Genomic DNA, 25,385 nt, shown 5'->3' with positions numbered 1-25,385 from the left:
GGTGCCACTGAGCGGCATCCGCACGATGAGGAGGACATCATGCGCAGGACCTACTCGATCATCGCCTGGATCGTCGCCGTCGGTGTCGCCGTCCAGGCAGCGTCGATCGCCTTCGCCCTCGGCGGTGTGGGGCGCTACATCCAGGATGGCGGCGTCATCGACAAAGCACTCGTGGAGAGCCGCGAGGCGACTTTTGTCGGCGATCTCGGATTCCCGATCCACGGGATCGTGGGCGGGATGGTGATCCCGGTGGCCGCACTGGCCCTGCTGGTGGTGGCATTCTTCGCGAAAGTACGCGGTGCCCGCTTGTGGGCGGCCATCGTGCTCGGCCTTGTTGCCTTGCAGATCACGCTTGGATACTCCATCACCGATATGCCCTACCTCGGCCTGATCCACGGCGCGAACGCCCTCGCTGTGCTGCTCGTCGCCGTGCACTCCGCCCAGCGGATCAGGCAGCCCAGGACTGCGAGGGCGTCGGTTCAGGCCTCCGATGCCGTCGCGACGTGAGGTGTTCCGGCGCGTTGCCGCCGCCATCGCGGTGACAGGTGCCTTTGGCCTGGGTGCGCTGGCGTGGAGTTCGACGCTGCTGGGTGAGTACTCGGTGATGGACATGGGCGGCGGAAACGGCGGCCATGTCCATGACTCCGTTTCCGTCACCGGAAATTCCGGCACCGGCGCGCCCGGTCAGGTCAGGACGGTCAGTGTGGCCGCGTTGATCGCGGATCCGCTTCGGGATCCTGATGTGCGCGTCGAACTGGTCGCCCGCCAGCAGACCATCGATGTTCCTGGCGGGCGTCCTGTTGACGGGTACACGGTGAACGGCACCTCCCCCGGCCCGACCATCCGGGCGCGGCATGGAGAGCTCGTGGAGGTGGCCTTCATCAATGAGTCGGTCGCGGCCGGAGCCACCCTGCACTGGCACGGCATCGACGTGCCGAATGCGGCGGACGGGGTAGCCGGCATCACCCAGGACGCGGTGCCGGCGGGAGGCCACCATGTTTATCGGTTCGTCGCAGCGGACGCCGGGACGTACTGGTACCACTCGCACCAGGTGTCCCATGAGCAGGTCGAACGCGGGCTGCTGGGTGCAGTGGTGATCGAACCGGCTGAGCCGTTAACCGACGACGGCGGAACTGACGTTATTGCCCTCCTGCACGTTTACGGGGGCCAGCACACTCTCAACGGCCGGGTGCAGGACGAGCAGGTGCCCGCCGCCCCCGGGTCCCCGGTGCGCACGCGCATCATCAACACCGATCAGGGCACGGCCGCAGTCTGGTCCGCCGCTCCCTTCCATGTTGTCGCAACCGACGGGCACGAGGTGAACGCTCCCGCCGTCGTCGAGGGCCGGACGGTGCTGATCCCGGCGGGCGGACGTGTGGACGTGATGACCCAGGCTCCTGCGCAGGGATCGGTGCGCCTCCACGTGGGCGGGGCCAGGAGTGTCTCCATCGGCGATCCGGCGGTGGTCCCGCCCGCAACGCGGCAGCCCGCGGAGACGCTCGATCTGCTGGCCTACGGCGCGCCTGCACTGCTCGGCTTCGACGCGGGCTCTCCGGACCAGACGTTCGATTACGTGATCGGGCGGCGCTACGGCCTGATCGACGGGCGTCCCGGCAATTTCTGGACCATCAACGGACGGCTCTTCCCTGACGTCCCGATGTTCCACGTCCGCGAAGGCGACGTGGTCAGGATGCGCATCGTCAACGACTCGGGCGAGGTGCATCCGATGCACCTGCACGGCCACCACGTCGTGGTCCTCTCACGTGACGGCACGCCGGCGTCGGGAAGCCCCTGGTGGGTCGATTCGCTCGACGTCCACCTCGGCGAGTCCTACGAGATAGCCTTCGTGGCAGACAACCCCGGCATCTGGAGCGACCACTGCCACACCCTCCCCCACGCCGTGGACGGCCTCGTGGCCCACCTGATGTACGAGGGCATCTCCACCCCGTTCACCATCAACGGAGCCGCCGGCAACCATCCCGAATGACCCTGCAACGCGGGGTCACTCCTCGCCCAATAAACCTCGATTATCGGGCCAGGAGTGACCCCGCGTTGGTGTTAGGCGCGGCGGGCCCGTTTGATTCTGGCGATGAGGCCCTGAAAATCTTCGGCGAGATCGTCTGCGTTCGGTTTGAAATAGGACCATCCTGCGTTGATGAAGAATTCATCGCGGCGGTTATCGCGCGACTGCTGTTCCCTCGATCGGTGATGCTCGCCGTCGTACTGTACTGCAATCCGGTGCTTTCGGAAGCCAAGATCGGCTGCAGGCGACCACAGATCGTCGGGATCCAGGCGCAGCTGCAATTCGGGCTCAGGCAGGTGCGCGTCCGCGAGCGCCAGCCGAAGGAACGTTTCCGGGAACGAATCCGACCCCACCCGCATCTCATCCAGCGCCAGCCGCGCCTTCTCAACGCCTTTCATGTTGGGATGCTGCCGGATCAACAGGCGCAGGCCTTCTTTATAGGCGAACGGTGCGGTGCGGAACTCCAGCTCCGGCCGGGGAACGCGGATCAGCTGATCTCCCATGGCCACGACATACCGCAGGGGCAGCTCATGGGCCAGGTCCAGCCACGTCCGGGCGGGCCCGCTCACCCTGACGCCGTCTATCTCCACGACTTCGCCAGGAATCACGTGCACCCGGTGACCGACGACGCCGGCCCGCCGCACCCTGGGCAATCCATGCGGCTTGCTGAGGTGGAAGCCCGGCTCCTGGCTCAGCCAGGGAGAAAGGCCCAGGTCGAAGAAAACAGCCGCCGTCTCGTGGGACACCCAGGCGTCCGGAGTGGCAGCGCAGAGCACCCGAGCCCGGTCCACCAAGGAAAGGTCCTGTCCCACGTGCGTCCGGATCAGCCGTCCTGCCCCCATAAGGTCTTTGGCCCGCAGGCGGTTGGGTGCAACATCCAGGGCGCGTGCCTGGTAGACCGTGAATGGCAGCTTGGAGAGCTCCTCGGGAAGTGGCTTCGCGGTGACCATGGCACCCAGTCTGCACCCTGGCAGGATTCTCTTCAGAAGTTATCCACAGGTCAACCCCAGACCAGGCAACGCGGGGTCACTCCGCGCCCGATAAACCTCGATTATCGGGCCGGGAGTGACCCCGCGTTGCTTTGGTGGTCAGAGGCCGAGCCGGGCCACCGCTTCCTCGCGCATCTCCACCTTGCGGATCTTCCCCGAAACCGTCATGGGGAAACTTTCGCGGATGTCCACGTACCGCGGGATTTTGTAGTGGGCCAGCTGGCCGCGGCAGAACTCGGCGACGGCGGCGGCGTCCAGCGGTTCCGCCCCAGGCCTGAGGATGATGCAGGCCATCAGTTCCTCTCCGTACCTGGCATCCGGCACGCCGATCACCTGCACATCCTGGATCGAGGGGTGGCTGAACAGGAACTCCTCGACCTCGCGCGGATAGATGTTCTCGCCGCCGCGGATCACCATGTCCTTGATCCGGCCCTCGATCACCACATAGCCGTCCGCGTCCATCCGGGCGAGATCCCCGGTGTGCATCCAGCCGTCAGCATCAATGGCCTCCGCAGTCGTCTCGGCCTGGTCCCAGTAGCCCTGCATCACCGCGTAGCCGCGGGTGCACAGCTCGCCGATCCGGCCGCGCTCCAGTACCTCGCCCGTGCCCGGATCCACAATCCGGCTTTCCAGCTGCGGCATGGTGCGGCCCACTGTCTCCGTGCGCTGCTGGAGCGTGTCGCCCTTGCGGGTCATCGTGGACACGGGCGAGGTCTCTGTCATGCCGTAGCAGATGGCCACATCCTTCATGTTCATCCCGGAAATGACCCGGTTCATCACCTCGATGGGGCACAGCGAGCCCGCCATGACGCCGGTCCGGAGTGTTGAAAGGTCGTAGGAGGCGAAGTCAGGCAGTGCCAGCTCGGCAATGAACATGGTGGGGACGCCGTAGAGGGAGGTTCCGCCGAAGTCCTGGACCGCTTCCAGCGCTGCGGCCGGGTTGAAGCCGCGGCCGGGAATGATGGTGGCGGCGCCGTGGCTGAGCGCCGCAAGGTTCCCGATCACCATCCCAAAGCAGTGGTAGAACGGCACCGGGATGACCACGCGGTCATGCTCCGTGTAGCCGAGCAGTTCGCCGATCGAGTACCCGTTGTTCAGGATGTTGTGGTGCGTCAGCGTGGCACCTTTGGGAAAGCCGGTGGTCCCGGAGGTGTACTGCAGGTTGATGGGGTCGTGCGGATCCAGTTCAGCCATCCGCGCCTTGAGGCCGGAATGCCCGACGTCGTCAGCCCTCTTGAGCAGCTCGGCGTACGTCAGTTCTTCGTCACTTTGGGGGACGCCGGCGTCGAGCCCCTCCGTTCCGGAGTCCGGCAGGAACACCAGTTCGCGGAGGTCCGGGCAGGTTGCCAGCGCCTGACGTGCCATCCCCACGTAATCGGCATTGCGGTCCGACGGCGCAGCCACCAGCATCCGCATGCCGTTCTGCCGCACCACAAACTCCAGCTCGTGGCTCCGGTAGGCCGGGTTCACGTTCACCAGAATGGCGCCGGCCTTGGCGGTGGCGTACTGCAGGATGGTCCATTCCGCACAGTTCGGGCTCCAGATGCCCACCCGGTCACCCTTGGCAACGCCCAAGGCGAGGAGCGCACGCGCGAGGCGATCGACGTCGTCGTTCATTTTGGTGTAGCTCCAGCGGCGTGCGTCAGCGCCCGGAACTGCCGCCGCCTCGATCAGCGCGTCATGGAAGGGGAATCTGGCCACCGCCCGCTCGAAGTTCGCACCGATGGTCTCTTCGAGCAACGGGACGTCAGTGTCCCCGGCTGTGTAAGCGCGCATGAAGGCACGCTACACCCTGGGCTGCCCGGTATTGTGAAATCCATGACCACACCCATTGACCTAAAAGCCACGTTCATCCCCAACGAGGGTGAGTTCTTCCGCGTGAAGCTCGCCCTGGAAATCGCCATCGACGAGGTGGTGAATGAGCCGGGCTGCATCCGGTACGAGCTGACCGAGGCCACGGAGGAGAAGCTGGTTCTGACCGAGCAGTGGGCGTCGGAAGAGGATCTGGAAAAGCACTCCAAGGGCACAGCCGTGCAGGACCTGAACGAGTCGCTGAGCGCCCTGCTGGCCGAACCGGTCAAGGTGGAGCGCATCTAGCCGTCCGCGAACAAAAACGCGGGGTCACTTTTCGCCCGAAGAACCGAAGTTATTGGGCGGAAAGTGACCCCGCGTTGGAGTTAAGGGCGGGTCAGGCGTCCGGGATCTGCGTGCCGTCCTGCGGACCGGCGGACGTGCCGGCAGCTGCAGTGGCTTCCGCCTGCGAGCGCGCCACGTGGGCGTGGACCTCGTCCATGTCCAGGGCCTTGACCGCGTCAACCACCTGTTCGAGCTGCTGGGCGTTCAGGGCGCCGGGCTGGGAGAACACCAGGACTTTTTCGCGGAAAGCCATCAGCGTGGGGATGGACGTAATTCCGGCTTCGGCGGCGAGCTGCTGCTCGGCCTCGGTGTCCACCTTCGTGAACAGGACGTCGGAGTGCTTCTCCGAAACTGCCTTGTAGGTGGGCCCAAACTGCTTGCACGGACCGCACCACTCAGCCCAGAAATCCACCAGGACGATGTCATTGCCCTCGATGGTCGATGCGAACTGTTCACCTGTGATGTCTACGGTAGCCATGGCTTCAACGGTACGCGAGCGTGCCGCGGATGTCGCGGCCAGGGGTCCGCTGTTCGCTCCCCGCGTCATCGGGAATAAGGATGGAAGTCCGTGTACGGGCGGCTTCCGCGAGCCTGGCCGCCGGCCATCAACCCACGGTTTCCCACACGTGCGGGGCCGGCGTCCGGCTGCCGGGGAGGGAGTTCGTTTCGCGCCACTCGTGGATCCATTCAGGGAGCTCAAGGCCCGCCGGGGGCTGGCCGAACTCACGCAGGATCTCCTCCTGGCTGACAGGTTTGCCCTTGCTGACCAGGCGGGTGGCGATGTAGGCACGGGCGTAGATCTCGCCGTCGGCCACCATGCGCTGCTCGAAGTAGATGGCCTTGGCGTCCAGGCCGATGATCCTGGTTTCTATCGTGTACTTCTGCCACAGCTGCAGCGACTTGCGGAAGGCGATGGTCTCCCCCGCCGCCACCGGGCTCCAGCCGCGCCGGCGCATTGTTTTCCAGACGCCGCTGCGCACCATGAGGTCGAACCGGCCCAGGTCCATCAGGGAAAAGTACATGCCGTTGTTGACGTGTAAGGCGATATCAATGTCCGTGGGCAGGACCTTCAGCGGCAGGGAAGAGGTGTCCCAGATGGTCAGCGGTGAACGGCGGGCTGAGGTGACAAGCATCAGGAGCGTTCGGAGGAGGAGGTGCATTCCCTCATGTTACCCGCCGGTAACTTGGTCGCCAACCCTGTGGCGCGCCGGCCGCGTAGGATTCTGGCCATGACGCAACAACGCTACCGGGACCTGGCTGAGTGGCCGCTGATGGGCACAGCCCTGGTATTCCTGGCGGCCTACGCCTGGCAGGTGATCGGCCGGGTTGAGGGCACCGGCGCAGAGTGGCTTGAAACCGTGATGTGGCTGACCTGGGGCATCTTCGCTCTGGACTACGCCGCCAACCTCTGGCTGGCAGCGGACCGCCGCCGCTGGTTTCTCTTCAACCTGCATGAGTTGCTGATTGTGGCACTGCCGTTTTTCCGGCCGCTCAGGCTGCTCCGCCTGGTCACTCTGCTGTCCGTCCTGCACCGCACCATCGGCGAAACCCTCAGGGGCCGCGTTGTCACATATGTGGCCGGATCAGCCGCGCTGCTGGTCTTTGTGGGGGCGTTGGCGGTGCTGGACGTTGAGCAGTCCGCCCCGGATGCCAAGATCCTGACTTTCGGCGACGCCGTCTGGTGGGCCATTACCACCATCACCACCGTGGGCTATGGCGACATGTACCCCGTTACACCGATCGGCCGGATGGTGGCCGGGGCGCTCATGATGAGCGGCATCGCCGTCCTGGGTGTGGTCACCGCCTCGATCGCCTCCTGGCTCGTCCAGCGCGTGGAAGAGTCCGTTGAAGAGGCCACCGAAACGGCAGAGGAACCTGTCCGGGCTGAACTGGGTGAACTTGCCCAGGAGATCGCCGAACTGCGGCGCGAGATCGCCGAACTGCGCGGGACTGCAGAGTTGAAGGAACGCCGCAGCCTCTGACCTGCGGTGCGTAGGTAGTCCTCCTTGAAAAGTTGAGGTACGAAACGGCGGCCGCGCCAAGTATCCGCGGAGAAAGTCGGGTAACTCCTACTCGTGCCGCGCCCTTTCCCGTTTCCTAGACTCGGAGTTCCTAGGGCTGAATAAGTTGCCGGCGCATCCTCCGAGCTGGGGTGGATGATGCCGCTTCATAGCGGAGTTTCCGTATCTTCTGGGTATGCGGGCGACTCCCATCGTGCGCATCCGTGCGCGGTCCGGTCACGGCCGGGACCGCGTTTGCGCATCACTCCCGATCCGTCCTGCAATGTGGCATTTGAGCGGATGATAGACCGCGGTGCTGTTGGCGGGGCCGACCTGCGATGGGCCACCCATGAATCAGTTGACCGTTAATTCGACCGAACCACCCCACCGAAACTTCGAAACCGACATCCCCCGGGCAGACCTCACGCCGGGCCGCAATCACGTCAGTCACCGGCTGTGGGCCGGGATGGCCATTGCGGCCGTGGTCTCGGCCGTGGGGGTGGGGGTCCTGTCCGGACCGCCACCCACCGTCCAGGTACCGCCGCCCGCGGAGGCAATCACGACGGCGGTTGCGCCAGTTGTGGCCGTCGCCAGGCCTTTGGTTGCGGTGCCTTTGGACGACCCGTACGTTGGCACGCTGCAGGCTGACTCTGCCCAGCCTGCTGGTCCTGCGGAGGCAACAGTTGTTGCTCCTCCGGCCCCGGCCCCGCAGCCTGCCCCTGAACCTGCGCCGGCTCCGCCCGCCGACACGAACCTCTACACCGTGGCCCCGGGCGACACCGTGGGCGGGATCGCGGCCAGGTATGGCGTGGACATGAACGCCATGCTCGCCGCCAACGGTTTGGGCATGTACAGCATCATTGTCCCCGGGCAGACCCTGAAGCTGACCGGGCCCGCCGTCGCGGCTCCCGCGCCTGCTCCGGCCGCTGCGGTGGCGGCTCCGGTTGCTGCTGCACCCGCGCCGGCTCCCGCCCCGGCGCCGATGATCCAGGCCGCACCCGCGGTCCGGACCATTTATGTGGCAGGTGCCGGCGGACAATCCATGGTGGACGCCTGCATCGGGCCGATCCACTACACACCCAACGACGGCTACTCGCTCTTCATCACCGAGCACGATTTCTGTGGTGGCTGGGCCCGCTTCTCCGGAATCGGCGTGGGCGAAACGGTCAGCATTCCCGGCTACGGGACATACACCGCGACGGCGCGTGGCCAGGTACCGAACCCGGGAACCACCAACGATGTCATTCGGGTTTTTGGCGGTTTCCCCCGGGCCATCCTGCAGACCTGCATCCCCGGCACCAGCCAGATGCTGCTGATCGCGCTGAACTGAAGCAAGACTGCCAGCACAGACCAGCGCCACGGAGCGGACTCCGTGGCGCTGGTTTTGGTACGAACTGCGTGATGCCGAAGTGCGCGGCTACATAGGATGGCGTTCGGAAATGTGCTCGACCAGCTCGCCCACTTTCTCTTCCGAGTAGTTGCGGGCGATGTCACCCTGGCTGATGATCCCCACGAGCCGGTGGTCGGCGATAACCGGCAGCCGGCGGATCTGGTACTTCTCCATAATCTCAATGGCGGCGTCAACGCTCGCGTCCGCGTCAACCCAATGCGGCTTGCCCGAGGCGAGGTCGCGGGCCAGCACTTCGCGCGGGTCGCGGCCGGCAGCAACGCACTTGAGCACGATGTCACGGTCAGTGATCATGCCCTTCAACTTGCCGTCATCACCGCAGATCGGCAGCGATCCGCAGTCCAGATCCTGCATCATCTTGGCGGCATCTACGAGAGACTGGTTTTCCTTGATACACCTTGCATCGGTAGTCATGAATTCACGTACAGCACTCATTGGTCCTCCTTCATCGATTGAGGTATCGACGCGGGGTACCGGGGCACATGCGCCGATGCTGCCAGCCTACGCCGGGCCCCGCTCCGATGTCGACGACGGATTCCGGGCACCCGGCCCCAGCGGCTTTTCCCCGCTCTTAGGACTATTCCCCCAGTACCGCCGCGGGGAAGAGACCGTCAGGCGGGGAGTGCCAGGGGCTGGTCAGGCGGGAGTACCGGTGCCGGCAGGACGCGTAGTGCCGGGGCACAAAAAAGCTCCGGAACCTGGTGGTTCCGGAGCCTTTTCATTGGGTGGCAGATGAGGGATTCGAACCCCCGTAGGCGTTGCCAGCTGATTTACAGTCAGCCCCCTTTGGCCGCTCGGGTAATCTGCCGAACTTCAAAAGAAGATCACCCCCGGCTGCAGTGTTCAGAACGTCCGTTTCCGGGCCGTTCCGCTTCCAGTAACCGCGGGCAAGACAACTTTACAGAACTTCTGCCGAAGAATCGAATCGGGGCCACAGGCGGCGGGGATGGGCCCGAAAAGCCCTGAAATTCCGCGGAACAGAGGGGAATCAGGCGTCGCCGAGAATCCGTCCGGCCAGCCTGGCCTCGAACTTCACGGCCTGCTCCTCGGTGATCTGGTTGAGCTGGACTGCCCGCAGCAGGTCCTCGCTCACGCCGTCCATGCGGGCGGAGGAATCCGGAACCGGGCTGAAAATGATGGAGGCGGCGACCGCGGCTGCGGCAACGGATGTGGCTGCGGTGGCAACGGCTCCGGCCGCGGCAGAGGTGGTTCGGGTGACATAACGGACGGCGGTGCGATGCATTGCATTCCCTTTCGACCTGCTTTCAACTCCTTCAACTCTCCCGGGCCCGGCTTCGTTCCCGCCGGGCGTCCGCTATGAGGGAACTGTGAATCCGCAACAGCACCGAATCCACCACGGCGCTGCAGCGGATCCGTATTAGGCTGGAATACAGAGATCCCCGCCCTGCAGAGGCATGTCAGGGTACCCATCAACGTAAGGAGAGTCATGGCAGGCGAGTCAACGTTCGACGTCGTAAGCAAAGTGGACAAGCAGGAAGTAGCCAACGCCCTGAACCAGGCGCAGAAGGAACTGGTGCAGCGTTACGACTTCAAGGGTGTTGGGGCCGAGGTCGATTTCAGCGGCGAGAAGATCCTGATGAAGGCCAACTCCGAAGAACGCGTGCTGGCAGTCCTGGACGTACTCCAGTCCAAGCTGATCCGCCGCGGCATCTCGCTGAAGTCGCTGGACACCGGCGAGCCGTACGCGTCCGGCAAGGAATTCCGTCTGGAGGCCTCCATCAAGGAAGGCATCGAGCAGGATCTGGCCAAGAAGATCAACAAGCTCATCCGCGACGAAGGCCCCAAGGGCGTCAAGTCCCAGATCCAGGGCGACGAACTCCGTGTCTCATCCAAGTCCCGCGATGACCTGCAGTCCGTGATGGCACTGCTGAAGGACTTCGACGAGGCCGACCTGCAGTTCGTCAACTTCCGCAGCTAGCGCAGGAAGTACGACGGCGGCGCGCTAGTTCAGCGGGCGGCCGGCCATCCGTTCGAGCCGGGCGATCCGGTCCTGCATGGGCGGGTGCGTGGCGAAGAGCCTGGTCATTCCTCCGCCGCGGAACGGGTTGGCGATCATCAGGTGTGAGGTGTTGACCAGCTTCTGCTCCTGCGGGAGCGGCGCGATCCGCACGCCCTGCTCAATCTTGCGCAGGGCGGAGGCGAGTGCCAACGGATCTCCGGTCAGCTGCGAACCGTCCTCGTCGGCGTCGTACTCCCTGGTGCGGGTGATGGCGAGCTGGATCAGGGAGGCGGCAAACGGCGCCAACAGGGCCATGGCCAGCATGGCCAGGGGGTTGGAGTTGCGCCGGTCTCCCCCTCCGAAAAAGAGCAGCATCTGGCCCACGGACGTGATCACGCCGGCCACCGCGGCAGCCACGGATGAGGTAAGGATGTCCCGGTTGTACACATGCATGAGCTCGTGCCCCAGGACCCCGCGGAGTTCGCGGGCATCCAGCATCTGCAGGATCCCCTCGGTGCAGCAGACCGCGGCATTCCGGGGGTTGCGGCCGGTGGCGAACGCATTCGGGTTCATGGTGGGTGAGAGGTAGATGCGCGGCATGGGCTGGTTGGCCCGGACGGAAAGCTCGCGGACGATCTGGTAGAGCTGGGGCGCCTGGGCCTCCGTGACGGGGTAGGCCTGCATGGAGCGGATGGCGATCTTGTCGCTGTTCCAGTAGCCGTAGGCCGTGGTGGCCACGCCGATGAGGGCCATGATCCAGATCGGCGCCGAGCTGCGGGTGTTCAGCCCGATCAGGCCGCCCAGTCCAAGGAGTACTGCCCAGAGGGCGCCAAAGAGCGCCGCAGTTTTGAGGCCGTTGTAATGCTTGTGCACGTCCGCTCCTCCGCCTCTGTGTGGCCGGGCCCTAAGGCACCGGGTGATGGGCATCGTACTTTCTGAAGCCCGGTTGCAGCTGTGCGGCGAGCCATGCGAGTGCAATGCACAGAACCCCGCCGAGCAGCAGCACCCATCCCTCACTCAGAATTTTAGTCCCGCCCCCGGCCAGCAGGTCACCCACGCGCGGGCCGCCGGCCACCACCACGATGAAGACGCCCTGCAGCCGTCCGCGCAGGTGGTCCGGAGTGGCGGCCTGCAGGATGGTGTGCCGGAAAACGGCGCTGATGGAGTCCGCGATCCCTGCCAGTGCACAGCACAAAGCTGCCGGAACCAGCCAGAGGGTCGCCCCGCCGTCGTCCGTTCTTCCGGCCAGAAGCACCACCACCCCAAAGCCGGCAATCGAGGCGCCCCAGCCCATGACGGACCACACCACGGCGCTCCCCTGCCACCGGACATGGCCCAGCGGCCCGGAAAAGAGCCCGGCCAGGAACGCCCCCACTGCGGTGGAAGCGAGTAGGATTCCCACCGTGGACTCACCGCCGCCGATCATCACGGCACCAATGGCGGGCATCAGCGCCCGCGGCTGGGCGAGGATCATGGCCACGAGATCGATGATGAACGTCATCCGCAGGTTGGGCCGGGTGCCAAGGAACCGGAAGCCCTCGATGACAGACCTGATGCCGGCCCGCCCTGCACTGCCCGAGGGCGGCATGGACGGCAGCCGGAAGACGGCCCACAGCACAAAAGCGAAACTGATGAAGTCGATCGTGTACGTCCAGCCGAAGCCCACCCAGGCAACCAGCACGCCAGCCAAGAGCGGCCCCACCGTCATGGCCAGCCCGAAGGAAACCATGCTCAGCGCGTTGGCGGCAGGCAGGAGTTCCTTGCGGATGAGCACGGGGATAATGGCGCTGCGTGCCGGCTGGTTGATGGCCTGGGCGCCGCTTTGCAACGCCACAAGGAGGTAGAGCACCCAGACGTTTCCGAGCTGGAGCCAGGACTGGAGGGCGATCAGGCCCGTGGTCAGCCAGAGGACTGAGGTGGCAAGGAGTGCAACGGTGCGGCGGTCGTGCGAATCGGCGATGGACCCGCCCAGCAGTCCCCCCACCACCAGCGGCACGAGCGCGAAGACACCCAGCAGGCCAACGTAGAAGCTGTCCTGAGTGAGCCGGTAGACCTCCAGGCTGACCGCCACCAGGGTGAGCTGGCTGCCGACAGCGGAAACGGCGGAGCCCAGCCAGAGCCGGCGGAAGGCAGGGCTCTCCCTGAGCGGTGTGACATCGGCCAGCAGTTTCCCCACCCTGCAACCCTAGTGGTCACATCCGTCACTTCTTTGTCACACGCTTGGTATCCTCAGGCGGGGAAGGAGTTGGCTTATGAATCTGTCCAGACGGCTGCTTTACGCATCGGACATGTGGGAAGTGTCCCGGCCCCGGACGGCGCTGACTGCCGGCCATCTCCTGATCCGGCTGAGCAACCCCGCCATTGCCTTTGATCTGCGGTCCGCCGCGGACTGGCTGCTGTGTGCAAGCGCCGCCCGCCGGGCCCTGGCCGAGGTACTCGGCGCCAAAAGCTTCGCCGTGGTTTTCGCGCACCAGTGGCACCCCATTGGCTCGGCGATCGGCGAACCTGAGGTGGAATCCTCCACGCCAACGTTCCATCTCTTCGGCCGCTGGGACGGCGAGACCGTCAGCCCCGGCGAGCAATTGCGGCTTCCGGCGCAACGCCGACTCCCCGTGGCCACCAGTGAACTCATGAAGTACGACGACGGCCTCCGGGCTGCACTGCGGCGCTCGGCTTTGGAGCGGGCGGCTTTGGAGCCGGCACAGGCGGGCAGTGAGCTAGCGGGCGGGCCCGACCCGGCGGGCGAACTGCCTGCGGTCCTGTTCTGGAAACCGGAACCCAACGCCGGGCCGCTGCACACCATGCTGGCAACGGATTCCGCCAGTCCTGACATCGGGCCCGCGGACCTGCTGGCGGCCGCCGCTGCCCTGCCCGGCCTGACGGCCCGCCTGCGAGTGGGCGGGCTCAGCTGCGTAGCCGCCGACGCCGCGGGTCCCCGGCTCGAGATCCACGCCCTGGGCCGATCGGTGGGCGAACCGGTCAATCCGTTGAAACTGCTGCTCGAGCTTCCGGAGGTTAGCCAAGCCTTATTGTGATGAACTCATAATAAGTGCTTCAATGGAGCCATGACGGAGAATTTCGGCGGCCACGATGCATGGGCTGCCGCCCTGCGTGCCCACGGCCGCCGGGTGACCAAACAGCGGCTCGCCGTGCTGGCCGCCGTCGAACACCACCCGCATTCCCCGGCGGAGAGCATCCTGGCCGCCGCGCGCGCCGAGCTTCCCGAACTGACTGCCCAGTCCGTCTACGTTGTGCTCGGTGACCTGACTGACCTGCATATGCTGCGCCGCTTTGAGCCGCCGCATTCGCCCGCCCTGTATGAGACCCGCGTCGGTGACAACCACCACCACGCCATCTGCATCAGCTGCGGACGCGTCGAGGACGTGGAGTGCGCCGTCGGGCACGCGCCCTGCCTCACCCCGCACTGGGACGAAAACGCCAGGCCGATGACCATCCAGATCGCCGATGTCATGTACCAGGGCATCTGCCAGGACTGCCAGCAGTCCCAACAACTTCCTTCTGAACGTCCCTCACAAGTAATCGAGAAATAGGAGAACAATGACTGTCATTTCAACCACCCAGTCAGGTGCGCCCGTCACGTCCGACGCGCATTCCCAGACCGTCGGCGCCGACGGCGCCATCATCCTCACTGATCACTACCTGATCGAAAAGCTCGCACAGTTCAACCGCGAGCGTGTGCCGGAGCGTGTAGTGCACGCCAAGGGCGGCGGCGCTTTCGGTACGTTCAAGGCCACCTCGGACGTCTCCAAGTACACCAAGGCCGCGTTCCTGCAGCCGGGCGTCGAGACCGAGATGCTGATCCGTTTCTCCTCCGTCGCCGGCGAGAGCGGCTCCCCGGACACCTGGCGCGATCCCCGCGGGTTCGCCGTCAAGTTCTACACCTCCGAGGGCAACTACGACCTCGTAGGCAACAACACCCCGGTCTTCTTCATCCGCGACGGCATCAAGTTCCCGGACTTCATCCACAGCCAGAAGCGCCTCCCGGGCACCCACCTGCGCGACGCCGACATGCAGTGGGACTTCTGGACCCTGTCCCCCGAGTCCGCGCACCAGGTCACCTGGCTCATGGGCGACCGCGGCCTGCCGGCTTCCTGGCGTGAAATGCAGGGCTACGGCTCGCACACCTACCAGTGGATCAACGCCGAGGGCGAGCGCTTCTGGGTCAAGTACCACTTCAAGTCCAACCAGGGCGTCAAGTCCATCACCGGTGACCAGGCCGAAGAACTGGCCGGCTCGGACGCTGACTTCTACATCCGCGATCTGCAGGAAAACATCGCCGCCGGCAACTTCCCGTCCTGGGAACTGCACGTCCAGGTCATGCCGTACGAGGATGCCAAGACGTACCGCTTCAACCCGTTCGACCTCACCAAGGTGTGGCCGCACTCGGACTACCCGCTGATCCACGTGGGCACCATGGAGCTGAACAAGAACCCGGAGAACTACTTCGCGCAGATCGAGCAGGCCACCTTCGCGCCCTCGAACTTCGTGCCGGGCATCGCCGCTTCACCGGACAAGATGCTGCAGGCCCGCATCTTCTCCTACGCCGACGCACACCGTTACCGCGTGGGCACCAACCACGCCCAGATCCCCGTGAACCTGCCCAAGAACCAGGTCAACAACTACAGCCAGGACGGCGCCGGGCGTTACCACTTCAACGCCCCCTCCGTCCCGGTCTACGCCCCCAACTCCGTGGGTGGACCGGCCGCTCTTGAGCCGGCTTCCCCGGCGGGTGGCTGGGAGAACGACGGCGAGCTGACGCTCTCCGCGCACTCCCTGCACGCTGAGGACGGCGACTTCGGCCAGGCCGGCACCCTGTACCGCGAAGTGTTCGACGACGGCGCCAAGGCCCGCCTGCTGGACACCATCACCGGTGCTGTCGGCGGCGTGAAGACCCCTGAGATCAAGGAACGGGCCATCCAGTACTGGACCAACGTTGACGCCGAGCTCGGCGCCAAGCTCCGCGCCAACCTGGGTACGGCCGCTGCCGCTGACTCCGACGCTGAGTCTGCCAACAAGATCGGCTAGTCTCCTCTCGCGTCACTGCAGAACACCCCGTCACAGATACTCCGTGGCGGGGTGTTCTGCATTCCGGGCTTGGCCTTCCGGGCGCGTCACGTCGGAGATTTCCACATAGGTCCGGGCGGCTCTGGCTGGAGCTGGCCCGCGGTACCTAGGATCACACCATGACTACTTTCCAAGGCATTCCCCCGGGGGCGTTCACGTTCTACGCGGAGCTTGAGGACAACAACAACCGGGAGTGGTGGCTGGAGCACAAGGACAGCTACGTCAGCCTGGTCAGGGACCCGCTGACCGCGCTGCTGGCGGAACTGGAGCCGTGGTTCGGGCCGGCCAAGATCTTCCGGCCCAACCGGGACGTCAGGTTCTCGCAGGACAAGTCACCCTACAAGAGGGCCCAGGGCGCCTTTGCTTCGTCGCAGGAGGGCGTGGGGTACTACCTTCAGGTCAGCGCGGACGGGCTGTTGGTGGGCGGCGGTTACCATTCCCACACCCCTGCCCAGCTGGCCCGTTTCCGGAACTCCGTTGATGCGTCCGGGACCGGCGAGACCCTGCGGCAGATCGTGGACGGCGTAGCTGCCGCCGGTTTCGCGGTGGAGGGCGAAAAGCTCAAGACCGTGCCGCGCGGCTATAACAAGGACCACCCGCGGGCGGAACTGCTCAAGCACAAGTCGCTGTCCGCGGGCATCGAGCTGGGACAGCCGGAGTGGGCATCCTCGCCGGCCGCGGTCCAGGAGATCGCTGCGCTCTGGGACAAGCTGCGGCCGCTGGTGGAGTGGGTGGGCAGGCATGCGGCACCGTGAAAGACCAAAGGCAACGCGGGGTCACTTCCGGCCCGATTCCGGGGACGGAACGGGCGTGGAGTGACCCCGCGTTGCCCTAGCTGGCGCGGATTTACGGGCGCGGATTAGCGGGTGTCAGACCGGGATGTCGGACCCGAGCGTCAGATCCGGGTCTCAGACCCGGGTGAGCTCGTCCTCGTCGGCGGAGTCCGGCGTGGTGTGTCCGGCGGGGCGGTTGACTGCTTCATTTGCCTCGCTGAACTTTTCGTTCAGGCGGGAGTGCCGCTGTCCGTAGGCGAAGTAGATCACGATGCCGATGACCAGCCAGCCCGCGAAGAAGATCCAGGTCTCCACGGCAAGGTTAGTCATCAGGTAGAGGCAGAGCACGGCCGAAACGACAGGGAGGACCTTGCCGAAAGGCACCCGGAAGGAGGGCTTCAGGTCCGGACGCTTCTTGCGGAGCACCAGGATGCCCAGGCTCACCACGACAAACGCCGAGAGCGTTCCGATGTTGATCATTTCCTCCAGCAGGTCCACGTTGGTCAGGCCGGCCACCAGGGCCACCAGCGCACCGCAGAGGATCTGGAGGCGGACCGGCGTCGAACGCTTTTCACTGGTCTTGGACAGGGCACGCGGCAGGAGTCCGTCGCGGCTCATGGCGAGCACTACACGGGAAAGGCCCATCAGGAGCACCATGATCACGGTGGTGAGGCCAATGAGCGAGCCGAAGGCGATGACCTTGGCCGCGGTGGTGTTGCCCACGGCTTCGAATGCTGTGGTGAGGGTGGGGTTCTCTGCTGCGGCGAGGTCGGTGTAGGACACCATGCCGGTCAGCGCGAGGGACACCAGGATGTAGAGCACAGTCACCACGGCAAGGCCCCCGAAGATGCCGCGGGGCAGGGTCTTCTGCGGGTTCTTGACTTCCTCTGCGGAGGTGGCCACGACGTCGAAACCGATGAACGCGAAGAAGACCAGGGCGGCGCCGGCGAAGATGCCCAGGGTGCCGTACTGGGCGGGTGCGGCGCCGGTCAGGAAGCCGAAGAACGACTGCTTGAGGACGTCGGCGGTGCCGCCGGCCGTGGGTTCAGCCGTAGGGATGAAGGGGCTGTAGTTTTCGAATTTCACGTAGGTGAAGCCCACCACGATCACGAACAGCACAACACCGATCTTGACCAGGGTGAAGATGTTTCCGACGCGGGCGGAGAGCTTGGTGCCGAGAACAAGCAGCACGGTGAAAATGGCCACGATCAGGAACGCACCCCAGTACAGGTCCACCCCGCCGATGGACAGCGCCGGCGGGACATCGGCACCCATCAGCGCGAACACCTTGCTGAGGTAGATTCCCCAGTACTTGGCGATGACGGCCGCGGCGGTGAACAACTCCAGGATGAGGTTCCAGCCGATGATCCAGGCAAGGAGTTCGCCCATGGTGGCGTACGTGAAGACGTAGGCGGAGCCGGCCACCGGGATGGCGGTGGCGAATTCGGCGTAGCACATGATGGCCAGGGCGCACGTGACGGCGGCGATGGCGAAGGAGATGGTCACGGCAGGGCCGGAGAAGTTGGCCGCGGCCTTGGCCCCGACCGAGAAGATACCGGCGCCGACAGCAACGGCGACGCCCATGATCATCAGGTCCCAGGTGCTGAGGGAGCGCTTGAGCTTGCGTCCGGGTTCGTCGGCGTCGGCGATGGACTGCTCGATGGATTTTGTCCGGAGAAGGTTCATAAGAAGTTCCACAATCCTGATTGTGTTGGAAACAGACTTATCAACTTTACGGTCCATCCACTGGACGGTCCGAATCGTCCCGCATGATGAGACGGGCCTTATGCCGAAGATTATTGTGGGAAACACCTCGGGGCCCTCCATTTTGGAGGACCCCGAGGTCAATGTACCGAACCGGCTAGACGGGCCAGTCCATCAGGGTGGACCGGATGAGGAAGCGTTTGCCTTCGGGCGCCTCGACCGAAAACCCGCTCCCCCGCCCCGGCACCACGTCCACTGCAAGGTGGGTGTGGCTCCAGTAGTTGAACTGCTCCCGCGACATCCAGAACTCCAGCGGTTGCGGCTCGATCCCGTCCGAAATATCGAACAGGCCCAGCAGTACATCCGAGTCCCCGGTGATGAACTCCCCCGCGGGGTAGCACATGGGCGAGGATCCGTCGCAGCAGCCGCCGGACTGGTGGAACATCAGCGGGCCGTGCTGTAGCCACAGTTTCCGCAGCAGTTCCACGGACTCCGCGGTGAGCGCCACCCGGGAGAAGTCCTCCCCGGGCAGCGTCACTGCGGCGTCAAGCCTTGACTGGGGCATTAGAACCTCAGCACCACACGGCCGTCGATCTTGGCATGCTTCATCTCGTCCAGGACGGCATTGACTTCACCGAGTTCGCGGACCGAGACGGTGGGGTGGATCTTGCCCTGGGCGTAGAAGTCCAGGGCTTCCTCAAGGTCCTGCCGGGTGCCCACGATGGAGCCGCGGACCGTCAGGCCCTTGAGCACAATCTCGAAGATGGGCGCCGGGAAATCGCCCGGCGGCAACCCGTTGAACACAATCGTCCCGCCCCGGCGTGCCATGCCGATGGCCTGGCCGAAGGCTGATGGATGCACTGCTGTAACCAGGACGCCATGGCAACCTCCGGTTTCGCGCTGGATAACTTCTACTGGGTCTTCGTGCAGGGCGTTGACTGTGACTTCGGCACCGTGGGCTTTGGCCAGGGCCAGTTTGTCGTCGGCAATGTCCACGGCGGCGACCCGAAGGCCCATGGCCACGGCGTACTGCACCGCGATGTGGCCCAGCCCGCCGATGCCGGAGATGGTGACCCACTGGCCCGGCTTGGCTTCGGTCATTTTCAGGCCCTTGTAGACCGTGACGCCGGCGCAGAGCACCGGAGCGATCTCCACCGGGTCCGAACCGGCCGGGATCCTGGCGGCAAACCGGGAGTCCACCAGCATGTACTCCCCGAAGGAACCGTCGACGCTGTAGCCGGCGTTCTTCTGCACCTCGCACAGCGTCTCCCACCCGGTGCGGCAGTACTGACAGTCGCCACACGCGGACCAGAGCCAGGCGTTGCCTACCAGATCGCCGACGGCGAGGTCAGTGACACCTTCGCCGAGGGCAACGACTTCGCCTACTCCCTCGTGGCCGGGAATGAAGGGCGGCGACGGCTTGACGGGCCAGTCACCCTCCGCCGCGTGAAGGTCGGTATGGCAGACACCGGTGGTGATCACCTTGACCAGGGCCTCCCCCGGCCCCGGAGTGGGGATGGCGAGTTCCTGGATCTGGAGGTCCTTGCCGAATTCGGTTACTACTGCTGCGTGCATTGTCGTCGTCATTGGCGAAATCCTTGCGTTGGTGTGCTGGTAAGAAAAAGGGGGGGCGGCGCAGGGGCCGCCCGCCCCAGCCGGGCCTAGAAGAAGCCGAGCTTGTTTTCGTTGTAGCTGACCAGCAGGTTCTTGGTCTGCTGGTAGTGGTCCAGCATCATGGAGTGGTTCTCACGTCCGATGCCTGAGGACTTGTAGCCGCCGAACGCGGCACCGGCCGGGTAGGCGTGGTAGTTGTTGACCCAGACGCGGCCGGCCTGGATTTCGCGGCCTGCGCGGTAGGCCACGTTGCCGTTGCGGGACCAGACGCCGGCGCCGAGGCCGTAGAGGGTGTCGTTGGCGATGCCCATGGCGTCGTTGTAATCGCTGAATTTCGCCACCGAGACGACGGGTCCGAAGATCTCCTCCTGGAAGATGCGCATCTTGTTGTGGCCCTCGAATACGGTGGGCTGGACGTAGTAGCCGCCGGCCAGGTCGCCGGGGAGCTGGGCCCGGGCGCCGCCGGTGAGCAGCTTGGCGCCTTCCTGCTTGCCGATGTCGATGTAGGAGAGGACCTTCTCGAGCTGGTCGTTGGAGGCCTGGGCGCCCACCTGGGTTTCTGTGTCGAGCGGGTTGCCCTGGACCATCTTCTCCACCCGGGCCACGGCGTCGGCCATGAAGGAATCGTAGATGTCCTCCTGGACCAGCGCGCGGGACGGGCAGGTGCAGACCTCGCCCTGGTTGAAGGCGAACAGAGCGAAGCCTTCCTGGGCCTTGTCGTAGAAGGCGTCGTTGGACTCGGCAACATCGTTGAAGAAGATGTTCGGGCTCTTGCCGCCGAGTTCCAGGGTGACGGGGATCAGGTTCTGGCTGGCGTACTGGCTGATCAGCCGGCCGGTGGTGGTTTCGCCGGTGAAGGCAATTTTCCGGATCCGCGGGCTGGAGGCGAGCGGCTTGCCGGCCTCGACGCCGAAGCCGTTGACCACGTTCAGGACGCCGGCGGGGAGCAGGTCACCGATGAGTTCCATCAGGACCAGGATGGACGACGGCGTCTGCTCGGCGGGCTTGAGGACCACGGCGTTGCCGGCTGCGAGTGCCGGGGCGAGCTTCCAGACGGCCATCAGGATGGGGAAGTTCCAGGGAATGATCTGGCCGACGACGCCGAGCGGCTCGTGGTAGTGGTAGGCGGTGGTGTCGTCGTCGAGCTGGGACAGCCGGCCTTCCTGGGCGCGGACCGCGGAGGCGAAGTAGCGGAAGTGGTCAGCAGCGAGCGGGATGTCCGCGTTCAGGGTTTCGCGGATGGGCTTGCCGTTGTCCCAGGATTCGGCGACGGCCAGCATCTCAAGGTTTTCGTCGATCCGGTCCGCAATCTTGTTCAGGATCGCTGCACGCTCGGCGACGGAGGTCTTGCCCCAGGACGGGGCGATCTTGTGCGCGGCGTCCAGCGCCAGTTCAATGTCTTCTGCCGTTCCGCGGGCCACTTCGCAGAATGCCTTGCCGGTAACAGGCGTGATGTTTTCGAAGTACTGGCCTTTGACCGGGGCAACCCACTCGCCGCCGATCCAGTTCTCGTAGCGGTCCTTGAAGGTCACCTTTGAACCTTCGGTACCGGGCTGTGCGTAAACAGTCATTGCTAGCTCCTTTGCTGTGCATGAGGCGGCGCCTGATGCTGCGGCCGCCGTTGCATTCAGCGTAGGAGGGCGAAGGTTGCAGTCAGGTTGCAGGCATGTGAGCCAGCTCACGCAGAGGTTGCGGAGGCGCTCAGGCGCTCAGTTCGGCTTCCAGCCGTTCAAGATCGGCGACGACGGCGGCACGCTTGGGCGAGCGGGCAGGCAACAGTTTCAAAGCGGCAAGCCGGACCCCGACATCGTCCCGTGCCTCGGGAAGCTCGGCGTACTTGAGCAGGGTTTCGGCGCTGCCGTCGGTGAGGACGGCCTCGCGCATGAGCGAGGACACACGGTCGCGGAGATCGATCACGCCCGGCGCCTCGGACTTGGGCAGCAGTGCGCCGCGGTAGATTTCGAGGGCGATGCGGTGGGCGCCCCGCTGCAGGCAGCTGAGCACCTGGCCGCTGTCCGGGACCAGGTCCATGGTGAGCTTGTACGGCCGGGATTCCGGAACGGCCGCCGGATTGAGCTGCAGGAGGATTTTGCGCAGCCTGACCATCTCCGCGCGCAGGGTCATGGTGGAGCCGTCGCCCGGGTAAAGGAGGACGCTGAGCTCGTCTGCACTGAATCCGTCCGGATGCGAGCTCAGCAGGGCCAGGATTTCGCTGTGCCGGGCGGAGAGTGCCACGGTTTTGCCTTCGATGCTGAGCAGGGCCTGGTCGCGGCCCAGGAGCTGGAGGCTGTTGCGGTAGAGGCTGCCTTCTTTCGCACCGGAACCGGAACCCAGAGCGGTGCCCGCGTTCCGCCGTCGTGCTGGCCGGCTGGCAAGGGTGGCCGCAAGCTGGAGGCGTTCCACGCGTAGCTGCGCCTGCGCGGCGGCAACTGTTGCTTCGACCAGAGACAGGGTGTGGGGCGCCACCGCGGTGGCCGTTCCCGTAATATCCACAACGCCCAGCAGCGCCCCGGAATCCGGATCGTGGAACGGGACGGCGGTGCAGCTCCACGGGTGCACGGACCGCTGGTAGTGCTCCGCTCCGGAAATCTGGATGCCACGGCCCAGGGCCAGGGCGGTACCGGGGGCGCTGGTGCCAACGGTGGCCTCGGACCAGTCGGCGCCCGGGACGAACATCATCCCTTCCGCGCGGCGCTGCATGCCGGGGTCCCCCTCAACCCAGAGGAGCCTGCCCACTTCGTCGCCCACGGCCACGAGCAGCCCGCTGTCATGGCTGGGCTGGACCAGGAGTTTGTGGATCACCGGCATGATGCTGGCGAGCGGGTGCTGCCGCCGGTATTCCTCCAGCTCGTCCGTATCCATGGCCAGCGGGGCCTCGGGATTGTCCGGATTGGCCTTGAGGCTGGCGGACCGTTGCCAGGACTCCCGGATCAGTTTCCGCAGGCCGGGGATTTCCTGCTCAGCAGGGAACAGCAGCCCGCCTTCCAGTTTTTCATGGCCGGCCAGCGCGCCGCGTTGGAGCAGCCCTGCGGTGTCGTCGCCGCCGGGGGCTGGGGGGTGGATCAGGTTCCTCATCGAACTCCCACTGTGTACTGCCTAAAGTTTAGCCCCGGGAAATCCTGATCATGTCCTCGCGGGGCACAACCTTGATGCGCTCCCGGACCACAGCTTCCTCAGCGTCCTGCGCCACCCATTCGGCACCGAGTGCTGCTTCATGGGCGTCGAGCTTAATCCAGCCTTCCCACGTGGTGTATTCGATGCCGCGTTCTTCGAGGAGGTGGATGATGGCCTGCGGATCGGGGTTCTCGGCCGGGGGCAGCTGGAGGCGGTCTTCGAGCAGGAAGCCGATGGTCTCCAGCGCATCACCCTTGGTGTGGCCGATCAGCCCCACGGGTCCGCGCTTGATCCAGCCTGTGGCGTAGATCCCGGGAACGGGGTTGCCCGCGGCATCCAGGACCCGGCCGCCTTCGTTCGGGATCACGCCGCGCTTGGCGTCGTATTCCAGCTCGTCCAGCGGTGAGCCGTGGTAGCCGATCGCGCGGTATACGGCCTGCACCGGGTAGTCCACGAACTCGCCGGTCCCCTTGACGTTGCCGGTGCCGTCCAGTTCCATGCGCTCGAACTTGATGCCGGCCACCTGGCCCGTGCCGCCGTCGTCGTAAATCTCCACCGGGCTGTGCAGGAAGTGCAGGTGCAGGCGGCGGCTGGACGGCTGCTCGGCCTCGGCGTGTTCCTCCACCAGCCAGTTGGTGAGGGTGTTCACCATGGTCTTGATCTGGTTGTTGCTGCGGATGGCGTCATCGGAGGCTTCGTCGAATTCGAAGTCCTCCGGGTACAGGACGATGTCCACGTCCTTCATGTGGCTCAGCTCGCGCAGTTCCAGCGGGGTGAACTTGACCTGGGCCGGGCCGCGGCGGCCGAATACGTGGACGTCGGTGACCGGGGAGTTTTTCAGGCCCTGGTAGACGTTGTCCGGGATTTCGGTGGTGAGGAGTTCATCGGCGTGCTTGGCCAGCATGCGCGCCACGTCGAGGGCCACGTTGCCGTTGCCGATCACGGCAATTTCCTTGGCGTCCAGGGGCCATTCGCGGGGAACGTCCGGGTGGCCGTCGTACCAGGAGACAAAGTCCGCTCCGCCGAAGGAACCCTGCAGCTCGATCCCGGGGATGGGCAGGTCCGCGTCCTTGATGGCGCCGGTGGAGAAGATGACGGCGTCGTAGAAGGCGCGGAAATCGTGCAGGGTCAGGTCCCTGCCGTAGGTGACGTTGCCCAGGAAGCGGATGTCGCCGCGGTCCAGGACCTTGTGCAGGGCGTTCACGATGCCCTTGATCCGCGGATGGTCCGGGGCGACGCCGTAGCGGATCAGGCCGTACGGCGCGGGGTAGGCCTCGAACAGGTCGATGCTGACCTCGAAGTCGCCGTCCTTCACGCCGTTGGACTTGGTGAGGATGTCCGCCGCATAAACTCCCGCCGGACCCGCGCCCACAATGGCAACACGGAGCGGACGCTGGGAGGTGGTTTCGCCTGGGTTGGACACCGGGAGCCCTTCTGGAAGGAGGATTTCGCGCCGAAGGCGCTTCGTACAGCGCACCGTGCAGGGTGCGCACAATGTCCCATTCTAATTGTCGGCAGGCACTCCGGGGCGAGCCGTGACGCCGTCCTCACCCGCTTTTCTCAAGCGGGACCACCTCGCCCTCCCTGTACAGCAGTGCGCGAAGCTCGGATTCGGCGGAGTCCACCCGCTTGGGGTCGATGGTCTCCCCCGAGGCGAAATGGTCCAGCACGCGCGGATCCACGTAGCTTTTGCGGGCGATGGTGGGAGTGTTTCCCAGCACCGCGGAAGCGTCCTGCATTGCCTGGCTGATGGCTCTTTTCCGTTTGGCGGTGGTTCTCTGGGTGCCGGTGCGGGCCAGGCTGGCCGCGGCGGAGACAGTACCGTGCAGGGTGCGGAAGTCCTTCGCGGTGAAGTCCGAGCCGGTCCGCTCCTTCACGTAGGCGTTGATGTCCGCGCTGGTGACCGGGCGCCAGGATCTGCCTTCCTTGTATGCCAGGAGCCGGGCATTGCCACCCCTCCGTTTGAGTCCGCGCACCAGGGCGGCGAGATCGGCGTCGCGGATTTCCGATTCCCAGTCCTTGCCGCTCTTGGCGGGGAACCTCAGCAGGATGCTGTCCTTGCGCACCTGGACGTGGGCGCACAGGAGGGTGGCCAGTCCGTGGCTGCCGTTCTCGTTGGTGTACCGCTCGGACCCCACCCGCAGGGACCCGCTGTCCAGCATCCGGAACGCTGCCGCGAGGACCCGCTCGCGGGAGAAACCCTCGCTGCGCAGGTCCATCGTGACCTTCCGGCGGGCGGCCGGGAGTGATTCCGCCAGCTGGAGGGACCTATCGAACTTCAGCCGGTCCTTCCGTTCACGCCATTCAGGATGGTAGATGTACTGCCGCCGGCCCACGGCGTCCACCCCGGTGGCCTGGATATGGCCGTTTTCGAACGGGGCAATCCACACGTCGGTCCACGCCGGCGGGATGCCGATGCTCTCCAGCCGCTCCCGGATGGGCCCTGGCGGGAGCGTGGAGCCGTCCAAGTCCCGGTAGCTGAAGCCCTTGCCGGCGGGCACCCGGCGATAGCCCCGGCCGGAAGCGTTGCTGCGCCTCAGCCTCACGGGGTGGGGTCCTGCAGGTTGATCCGTGTCATG

The 25,385-nt window shown here is 65.3% G+C and carries 25 protein-coding genes and 1 tRNA gene; 10 read left to right on the top strand and 16 right to left on the bottom strand.

Annotated elements, in window-relative coordinates:
* Positions 1-39 precede the first annotated feature (39 nt).
* Both AC1MCA_RS15600 and AC1MCA_RS15595 read left to right on the top strand, forming a co-directional pair.
* Positions 40-507 (top strand): hypothetical protein, encoded by a 468-nt coding sequence (locus AC1MCA_RS15600; RefSeq protein WP_479798974.1) that lies wholly within the window; start codon positions 40-42, stop codon positions 505-507.
* Positions 491-1,987 carry a multicopper oxidase family protein gene (locus tag AC1MCA_RS15595; RefSeq protein WP_479798973.1) on the top strand — a complete coding sequence of 499 codons (1,497 nt, stop codon included), beginning with the start codon at positions 491-493 and terminating at the stop codon, positions 1,985-1,987. The genes AC1MCA_RS15600 and AC1MCA_RS15595 overlap by 17 nt, the downstream gene beginning before the upstream one ends.
* A 71-nt stretch (positions 1,988-2,058) precedes the next feature.
* Here AC1MCA_RS15595 and AC1MCA_RS15590 read toward each other — a convergent pair whose 3' ends face one another.
* Both AC1MCA_RS15590 and AC1MCA_RS15585 read right to left on the bottom strand, forming a co-directional pair.
* Positions 2,059-2,973 carry a hypothetical protein gene (locus AC1MCA_RS15590; RefSeq protein WP_479798971.1) on the bottom strand — a complete coding sequence of 305 codons (915 nt, stop codon included), beginning with the start codon at positions 2,971-2,973 and terminating at the stop codon, positions 2,059-2,061.
* Between the two features lie 138 nt (positions 2,974-3,111).
* Positions 3,112-4,788, bottom strand: a complete 1,677-nt coding sequence (locus tag AC1MCA_RS15585; protein WP_479798968.1) for an AMP-binding protein — start codon at positions 4,786-4,788, stop codon at positions 3,112-3,114.
* Positions 4,789-4,830: 42 nt separating this feature from the next.
* On the opposite strand from AC1MCA_RS15585, the gene AC1MCA_RS15580 reads away from it, so the two are divergent.
* Positions 4,831-5,109 carry a putative quinol monooxygenase gene (locus tag AC1MCA_RS15580; protein ID WP_108597513.1) on the top strand — a complete coding sequence of 93 codons (279 nt, stop codon included), beginning with the start codon at positions 4,831-4,833 and terminating at the stop codon, positions 5,107-5,109.
* A 91-nt stretch (positions 5,110-5,200) separates the two neighbouring features.
* On the opposite strand, the gene trxA is transcribed toward AC1MCA_RS15580, so the two are convergent.
* Complete coding sequence (gene trxA, locus AC1MCA_RS15575) at positions 5,201-5,626, bottom strand: thioredoxin (protein WP_479798965.1); 426 nt, start codon at positions 5,624-5,626, stop codon at positions 5,201-5,203.
* A gap of 127 nt (positions 5,627-5,753) precedes the next feature.
* Entirely contained in the window at positions 5,754-6,308 is a 555-nt protein-coding gene (locus tag AC1MCA_RS15570) for an acyl-CoA thioesterase (protein WP_479798963.1), read from the bottom strand.
* 69 nt (positions 6,309-6,377) lie between these two features.
* Between AC1MCA_RS15570 and AC1MCA_RS15565 the strand changes: the two genes are divergently transcribed.
* Entirely contained in the window at positions 6,378-7,130 is a 753-nt protein-coding gene (locus AC1MCA_RS15565) for a potassium channel family protein (protein ID WP_479798959.1), read from the top strand.
* A gap of 367 nt (positions 7,131-7,497) precedes the next feature.
* Complete coding sequence (locus AC1MCA_RS15560; RefSeq protein ID WP_479798957.1) at positions 7,498-8,478, top strand: LysM peptidoglycan-binding domain-containing protein; 981 nt, start codon at positions 7,498-7,500, stop codon at positions 8,476-8,478.
* Positions 8,479-8,565: 87 nt separating this feature from the next.
* Here AC1MCA_RS15560 and AC1MCA_RS15555 read toward each other — a convergent pair whose 3' ends face one another.
* The 3 genes from AC1MCA_RS15555 to AC1MCA_RS15545 all read right to left on the bottom strand — a co-directional run bounded on the left by AC1MCA_RS15555 (position 8,566) and on the right by AC1MCA_RS15545 (position 9,799).
* The gene (locus AC1MCA_RS15555) at positions 8,566-8,991 is read right to left on the bottom strand and encodes a CBS domain-containing protein (RefSeq protein ID WP_108597510.1); all 426 of its coding nucleotides are present in this window, start codon (positions 8,989-8,991) and stop codon (positions 8,566-8,568) included.
* A gap of 291 nt (positions 8,992-9,282) precedes the next feature.
* A tRNA-Tyr gene (locus tag AC1MCA_RS15550) sits at positions 9,283-9,364 on the bottom strand.
* Between the two features lie 180 nt (positions 9,365-9,544).
* Positions 9,545-9,799 carry a hypothetical protein gene (locus tag AC1MCA_RS15545; protein WP_479798954.1) on the bottom strand — a complete coding sequence of 85 codons (255 nt, stop codon included), beginning with the start codon at positions 9,797-9,799 and terminating at the stop codon, positions 9,545-9,547.
* 204 nt (positions 9,800-10,003) lie between these two features.
* On the opposite strand from AC1MCA_RS15545, the gene AC1MCA_RS15540 reads away from it, so the two are divergent.
* The gene (locus AC1MCA_RS15540; RefSeq protein ID WP_108597512.1) at positions 10,004-10,495 is read left to right on the top strand and encodes a YajQ family cyclic di-GMP-binding protein; all 492 of its coding nucleotides are present in this window, start codon (positions 10,004-10,006) and stop codon (positions 10,493-10,495) included.
* 24 nt (positions 10,496-10,519) lie between these two features.
* Here AC1MCA_RS15540 and htpX read toward each other — a convergent pair whose 3' ends face one another.
* On the bottom strand, positions 10,520-11,389 hold the full coding sequence (htpX, locus tag AC1MCA_RS15535; protein ID WP_479798950.1) for a zinc metalloprotease HtpX: 870 nt from the start codon (positions 11,387-11,389) through the stop codon (positions 10,520-10,522).
* A 31-nt stretch (positions 11,390-11,420) separates the two neighbouring features.
* Complete coding sequence (locus tag AC1MCA_RS15530; RefSeq protein WP_479798948.1) at positions 11,421-12,692, bottom strand: MFS transporter; 1,272 nt, start codon at positions 12,690-12,692, stop codon at positions 11,421-11,423.
* Between the two features lie 76 nt (positions 12,693-12,768).
* On the opposite strand from AC1MCA_RS15530, the gene AC1MCA_RS15525 reads away from it, so the two are divergent.
* The 4 genes from AC1MCA_RS15525 to AC1MCA_RS15510 all read left to right on the top strand — a co-directional run bounded on the left by AC1MCA_RS15525 (position 12,769) and on the right by AC1MCA_RS15510 (position 16,356).
* Positions 12,769-13,551: a hypothetical protein gene (locus AC1MCA_RS15525; RefSeq protein WP_479798946.1), complete on the top strand. Its 783-nt coding sequence runs from the start codon at positions 12,769-12,771 to the stop codon at positions 13,549-13,551.
* A gap of 30 nt (positions 13,552-13,581) precedes the next feature.
* Positions 13,582-14,067 carry a Fur family transcriptional regulator gene (locus AC1MCA_RS15520; RefSeq protein ID WP_479798944.1) on the top strand — a complete coding sequence of 162 codons (486 nt, stop codon included), beginning with the start codon at positions 13,582-13,584 and terminating at the stop codon, positions 14,065-14,067.
* A 7-nt stretch (positions 14,068-14,074) separates the two neighbouring features.
* On the top strand, positions 14,075-15,562 hold the full coding sequence (locus AC1MCA_RS15515) for a catalase (protein WP_108599715.1): 1,488 nt from the start codon (positions 14,075-14,077) through the stop codon (positions 15,560-15,562).
* Between the two features lie 158 nt (positions 15,563-15,720).
* Positions 15,721-16,356 carry a DUF2461 domain-containing protein gene (locus AC1MCA_RS15510; protein ID WP_479798942.1) on the top strand — a complete coding sequence of 212 codons (636 nt, stop codon included), beginning with the start codon at positions 15,721-15,723 and terminating at the stop codon, positions 16,354-16,356.
* Between the two features lie 153 nt (positions 16,357-16,509).
* On the opposite strand, the gene AC1MCA_RS15505 is transcribed toward AC1MCA_RS15510, so the two are convergent.
* The 7 genes from AC1MCA_RS15505 to AC1MCA_RS15475 form a co-directional block, all read right to left on the bottom strand.
* Positions 16,510-18,060: an APC family permease gene (locus AC1MCA_RS15505; RefSeq protein WP_479803421.1), complete on the bottom strand. Its 1,551-nt coding sequence runs from the start codon at positions 18,058-18,060 to the stop codon at positions 16,510-16,512.
* 175 nt (positions 18,061-18,235) lie between these two features.
* Complete coding sequence (locus tag AC1MCA_RS15500) at positions 18,236-18,643, bottom strand: DUF779 domain-containing protein (protein WP_108599713.1); 408 nt, start codon at positions 18,641-18,643, stop codon at positions 18,236-18,238.
* Positions 18,643-19,665 carry an alcohol dehydrogenase AdhP gene (gene adhP, locus AC1MCA_RS15495; RefSeq protein WP_181365203.1) on the bottom strand — a complete coding sequence of 341 codons (1,023 nt, stop codon included), beginning with the start codon at positions 19,663-19,665 and terminating at the stop codon, positions 18,643-18,645. The genes AC1MCA_RS15500 and adhP overlap by 1 nt, the downstream gene beginning before the upstream one ends.
* Before the next feature lie 74 nt (positions 19,666-19,739).
* Positions 19,740-21,263 (bottom strand): acetaldehyde dehydrogenase ExaC, encoded by a 1,524-nt coding sequence (gene exaC / locus AC1MCA_RS15490; protein ID WP_479798939.1) that lies wholly within the window; start codon positions 21,261-21,263, stop codon positions 19,740-19,742.
* A gap of 130 nt (positions 21,264-21,393) precedes the next feature.
* Positions 21,394-22,767 carry a helix-turn-helix domain-containing protein gene (locus tag AC1MCA_RS15485; RefSeq protein WP_479798937.1) on the bottom strand — a complete coding sequence of 458 codons (1,374 nt, stop codon included), beginning with the start codon at positions 22,765-22,767 and terminating at the stop codon, positions 21,394-21,396.
* 28 nt (positions 22,768-22,795) lie between these two features.
* Positions 22,796-24,229: an FAD-dependent oxidoreductase gene (locus AC1MCA_RS15480; RefSeq protein ID WP_479798936.1), complete on the bottom strand. Its 1,434-nt coding sequence runs from the start codon at positions 24,227-24,229 to the stop codon at positions 22,796-22,798.
* Positions 24,230-24,353: 124 nt separating this feature from the next.
* The gene (locus AC1MCA_RS15475; protein ID WP_479798934.1) at positions 24,354-25,352 is read right to left on the bottom strand and encodes a DNA topoisomerase IB; all 999 of its coding nucleotides are present in this window, start codon (positions 25,350-25,352) and stop codon (positions 24,354-24,356) included.
* Positions 25,353-25,385 lie beyond the last annotated feature (33 nt).

It is taken from the genome of Arthrobacter sp. BK1 (assembly GCF_056680055.1).
The sequence above is the reverse complement of the archived record's forward strand: the minus strand, read 5'-3'. Positions and strand labels throughout refer to the sequence as shown.

Bases quoted from the DNA above. Each gene is read 5' to 3' on its own strand.
- AC1MCA_RS15590 (WP_479798971.1), bottom strand. From the start codon at position 2,973: ATGGTCACCGCGAAGCCACTTCCCGAGGAGCTCTCCAAGCTGCCATTC.
- AC1MCA_RS15510 (WP_479798942.1), top strand. From the start codon at position 15,721: ATGACTACTTTCCAAGGCATTCCCCCGGGGGCGTTCACGTTCTACGCG.
- AC1MCA_RS15515 (WP_108599715.1), top strand. From the start codon at position 14,075: ATGACTGTCATTTCAACCACCCAGTCAGGTGCGCCCGTCACGTCCGAC.
- AC1MCA_RS15555 (WP_108597510.1), bottom strand. From the start codon at position 8,991: ATGAGTGCTGTACGTGAATTCATGACTACCGATGCAAGGTGTATCAAG.
- AC1MCA_RS15505 (WP_479803421.1), bottom strand. From the start codon at position 18,060: ATGAACCTTCTCCGGACAAAATCCATCGAGCAGTCCATCGCCGACGCC.
- adhP (WP_181365203.1), bottom strand. From the start codon at position 19,665: ATGACGACGACAATGCACGCAGCAGTAGTAACCGAATTCGGCAAGGAC.
- AC1MCA_RS15560 (WP_479798957.1), top strand. From the start codon at position 7,498: ATGAATCAGTTGACCGTTAATTCGACCGAACCACCCCACCGAAACTTC.
- AC1MCA_RS15570 (WP_479798963.1), bottom strand. From the start codon at position 6,308: ATGCACCTCCTCCTCCGAACGCTCCTGATGCTTGTCACCTCAGCCCGC.
- AC1MCA_RS15595 (WP_479798973.1), top strand. From the start codon at position 491: ATGCCGTCGCGACGTGAGGTGTTCCGGCGCGTTGCCGCCGCCATCGCG.
- AC1MCA_RS15540 (WP_108597512.1), top strand. From the start codon at position 10,004: ATGGCAGGCGAGTCAACGTTCGACGTCGTAAGCAAAGTGGACAAGCAG.
- AC1MCA_RS15500 (WP_108599713.1), bottom strand. From the start codon at position 18,643: ATGCCCCAGTCAAGGCTTGACGCCGCAGTGACGCTGCCCGGGGAGGAC.
- AC1MCA_RS15585 (WP_479798968.1), bottom strand. From the start codon at position 4,788: ATGCGCGCTTACACAGCCGGGGACACTGACGTCCCGTTGCTCGAAGAG.
- AC1MCA_RS15565 (WP_479798959.1), top strand. From the start codon at position 6,378: ATGACGCAACAACGCTACCGGGACCTGGCTGAGTGGCCGCTGATGGGC.
- AC1MCA_RS15520 (WP_479798944.1), top strand. From the start codon at position 13,582: ATGACGGAGAATTTCGGCGGCCACGATGCATGGGCTGCCGCCCTGCGT.
- AC1MCA_RS15485 (WP_479798937.1), bottom strand. From the start codon at position 22,767: ATGAGGAACCTGATCCACCCCCCAGCCCCCGGCGGCGACGACACCGCA.
- AC1MCA_RS15525 (WP_479798946.1), top strand. From the start codon at position 12,769: ATGAATCTGTCCAGACGGCTGCTTTACGCATCGGACATGTGGGAAGTG.
- AC1MCA_RS15580 (WP_108597513.1), top strand. From the start codon at position 4,831: ATGACCACACCCATTGACCTAAAAGCCACGTTCATCCCCAACGAGGGT.
- trxA (WP_479798965.1), bottom strand. From the start codon at position 5,626: ATGGCTACCGTAGACATCACAGGTGAACAGTTCGCATCGACCATCGAG.
- AC1MCA_RS15600 (WP_479798974.1), top strand. From the start codon at position 40: ATGCGCAGGACCTACTCGATCATCGCCTGGATCGTCGCCGTCGGTGTC.
- exaC (WP_479798939.1), bottom strand. From the start codon at position 21,263: ATGACTGTTTACGCACAGCCCGGTACCGAAGGTTCAAAGGTGACCTTC.
- AC1MCA_RS15545 (WP_479798954.1), bottom strand. From the start codon at position 9,799: ATGCATCGCACCGCCGTCCGTTATGTCACCCGAACCACCTCTGCCGCG.